General features: G+C 69.6%; 1 protein-coding gene and 3 pseudogenes. 1 reads left to right on the top strand and 3 read right to left on the bottom strand.

Annotated elements, in window-relative coordinates; translation table 11 throughout:
• Nucleotides 1-321: 321 nt before the first annotated feature.
• Together ACIQKA_RS34895 and ACIQKA_RS34890 are read right to left on the bottom strand one after the other, a co-directional pair.
• Nucleotides 322-689: pseudogene (locus ACIQKA_RS34895) on the bottom strand (VOC family protein).
• Between the two features lie 588 nt (nucleotides 690-1277).
• A pseudogene (locus tag ACIQKA_RS34890) lies at nucleotides 1278-1499 on the bottom strand (NAD(P)-binding domain-containing protein); the annotation flags it as partial.
• Nucleotides 1500-2017: 518 nt separating this feature from the next.
• Here ACIQKA_RS34890 and ACIQKA_RS34885 point away from each other — a divergent pair.
• On the top strand, nucleotides 2018-2197 hold the full coding sequence (locus ACIQKA_RS34885) for a hypothetical protein (RefSeq protein ID WP_383150522.1): 180 nt from the start codon (nucleotides 2018-2020) through the stop codon (nucleotides 2195-2197).
• A 339-nt stretch (nucleotides 2198-2536) separates the two neighbouring features.
• On the opposite strand, the pseudogene ACIQKA_RS34880 reads toward ACIQKA_RS34885, so the two are convergent.
• Nucleotides 2537-2914: pseudogene (locus tag ACIQKA_RS34880) on the bottom strand (site-specific integrase); the annotation flags it as partial.
• Nucleotides 2915-3012 lie beyond the last annotated feature (98 nt).

Below are 3012 nucleotides of genomic sequence, written 5' to 3'. Positions count from 1 at the left end.
CGACCCTCCGCCTTGCGATCGCACGCACCGGACACCGCCGGGCCTGCCCTCCGGGCAGACGGCGCTACTTTCGACACACGCCCTAGCCCGGGCCGTGCCCTGAACAAGATCGCCCGGCGGGGCGGCGAGGTCGTCCTGATCGACGGCACCCTCATCCCCATCCGGCGCCGTACCGGCAGAGCGAACCGCCCGAACTCCTCCGACAAGCATCGTCGCCACGGCCTGCGCGTCCTCGGACCGACCGACGAGCGGGGCCGTCTGGTGTGGATGTCGACCGCCCGACCCGACCGCACCCACGACGACACATACTCCGGAACGGCGTCACCGAGCCGGGATCGGCTGGGTGAGGTTCACCGGATTGCCGTCGGGGTCCTGGACGTGGGCGACGCGCTGCCCCCACGGCATGTCGTTGGGCCGCTGCGGACCGAGCCACCCAGCGCCTCCACCCGGCCGAGCGTCTCGTCGACGTCGTCGACACCGATGCTGAGCAGGATCCGCGGCGCTGCCCCGGTCCCCGGGTTCGCCTCGGCCACCAGGCCGAGATCGGTGTCGCCGATGCGCAAGCCGACGTAGAAGGCCGGGCCTTCCGCCGGCACCCGGAAGACCTCCTCGGCGCCGAACAACTTCGTATAGAAGCCGAGCAGAACGTCGTGGTCGGCAGTGATGATCACTGGCTGGATGGTGGACATGGCACTCCTGTCGAGAACGGTCGTGTCGCCGGGTGGACCGTTCGAGGACGGTGAACTCATCGGCGGATCCACCCCACCGGGCGATCCACAACACGGACTGCCGCCCACGGCCGGCACGAGCACCCCGAAACGGTCGATCGGCGGACACAGGCGGAGCGTGCGCTCCGGGGAGGACGACCCGGATGCCGAACTCGTACGTGCCGGTCGCCCGCGCGATTCCCGGGAAGAGCAGGACGAAATGTCCCCGCCCCGAGCTGTTTCAATGCCGCTCAGGTCGAGCAGGGAGCTGTCGGGCCGGTCCAGGTCGCGCAAGAGGCCGCGGACGGTCCGCTTCTCCGGCGGGTACTCGCCGGAGAGGAACACGGTGCTCGGCCCTTCCGGGGGGTCCGGCGCAACCATCGCCCCCCGGTCGTTCGTCGAGAAGGTCTTCACCACACGCGTGTCCGAAGAGGCCTGCTGGATCTCCTCGTCGAGGCTGACCGAGAGATGCGAGAGCGCCCCGTCCTCCAGAAAGCCGACAGCGACATCGACATCGAGCAGGGCCTTCCCCACCAGCGGCGGAGCTCCGATCGTGTCGAGCAGGGTCGCGGAGACCGTGCCCGGGGTGGCGTCCACCAGCACCTCCGCGTGCGCGGCGGCTCCGGCAGGGTCGACGATCCGTACTCCCGTCCCGATGAGGTCTCCCGGCTTTTCCGTCACCTCCGGGTCATCGGGTCGGCGTGACCCGACGGCGACGTCATGGCCGGCCCGCGCCCGGCCGCCTGCGCGATCCTGTCCTACGCGTCCTGTTCCGGGGATTCCGATGCGCATGTGGTTCATCCCGGTGCCGCGGCCATGTCCTCGCCTCGGCCCCCGAGCCGTCGCAGCGTCGGTCATCGGTCCCGGGCATTCGATGCCGCGACGGCTCGGCGGTCTTGATCAGGTTGTGGGCTCAGGTCGTCGCGGTGTGGGAGCGGACGTCGACGAGGTGACCATCGGGCAATCCTCCGTGACGCGCAGTGGCGACCACGTCGGGTGTTGGGGGTTGATCAGGCGTGTGAGGGCGTTTCGCTCCGCATGGAGGCGGAGCGGACTCGAATCGATGCCGCCGAGGCGATCACGGAAACAGTTGACGTGGTCCCCCCGGCGGTCAGGGCGACCGGCCGCCGACCGCCCTCACGGGATCGATCACGAGTCTGGCCGAAGGCGGCGCCCGGCAGAGGCACGCCCTCCATTTGCGCAGATCAGACGGTTGAAACATTGGCGTGTGGCGCTAATCATGTGCGCAATTCACCAAAAAGCGACTCTCGTCACCCGCTCCGTCCGCCCCCTCCCCGTAACCTTGACGCATGCCCGCTACCCATGGAGAGAGCCCCACCCCCGAGGCGCTGAACGACGCCATCCGCCATCTGCACGCCCGCGCCGGCGAGCAGGGGCGTCCGCTGACCGCAGACGAGCAGCGCATCTACAAGGTGCTCGTGATCGCCTGGGACAGGGCGACGAGGAACGACCAGAAGCTCGCGGCATAGGAGCCGGCTTCTGGCGATCGAGCTCTCCGGCGAACCGGTCGAGTTCGAGAAGGTCGATCGAGCGGTCCCGTGATCGTCGGCACGGTTGAGGTGATCTTGCTGTGGCCGGCGCGATCGTCGCGTCCGAGCCGTCCCGCACAACCCCTATGGTCGGATCGCGAAGACCCTGTTCGTGCGGCACCACGTCACCATGCTCGGCCGGTACTCCTTCCGGCTCCTCCACGGTCGAGCAGGAGAAGTGCTCGCTGGTCGCCTTCTCGTCGAAGGCCATGTGGGTCACGGGCAGCGCGCGCAGGCCGGATATGCCGGCGTCCGCCAGACCGGAGTCAAGCCCGGACAGAGGGAGCGGTGGCGGTACTCGTGCAGATCCCAGCCCGTGCCGGGTACGCGTACGGCCGTGTGCCCATCCGGCAGGGCGCGGGCTTGCCCGTAGGACAGCCGGGTGAACCCGGTCTCCGGGCGGACGTCGCGCGGGCCGACGACCTCGCCGGGCCCCGGACGACGGTGGGTGACGAACACCGGCCCGCGACCTGCGGCCCTCGTCACCGCGCCCGGAGCACCAGCCCGTCCAGGACAACACGGCACCGCGGCGGGCGTCCCGGGTGTTCACCGTCGAGCGGCCCCACAGCAGCTCCAGCGCCTCGCCAGCCCCGGCGTCCTCCACCGACGCGAGGTCCGGCCCTCCCCAAGGCTCTCGGCGGTCTTCCCGACAGCGATGTCCTAGAGATCGTCTTCAAAGGTCAGATCCAGAGCAGGATTGAGGCGATGGTGACGGCGGCCTGGTAGGACTCGCGGGTCTTGTCGTAGCGAGTGGC

It is taken from the genome of Streptomyces sp. NPDC092045, assembly GCF_044756005.1.
In the GTDB taxonomy this organism is placed as follows: domain Bacteria; phylum Actinomycetota; class Actinomycetes; order Streptomycetales; family Streptomycetaceae; genus Streptomyces.
This window is presented reverse-complemented; position numbering and strand designations above follow the sequence as displayed.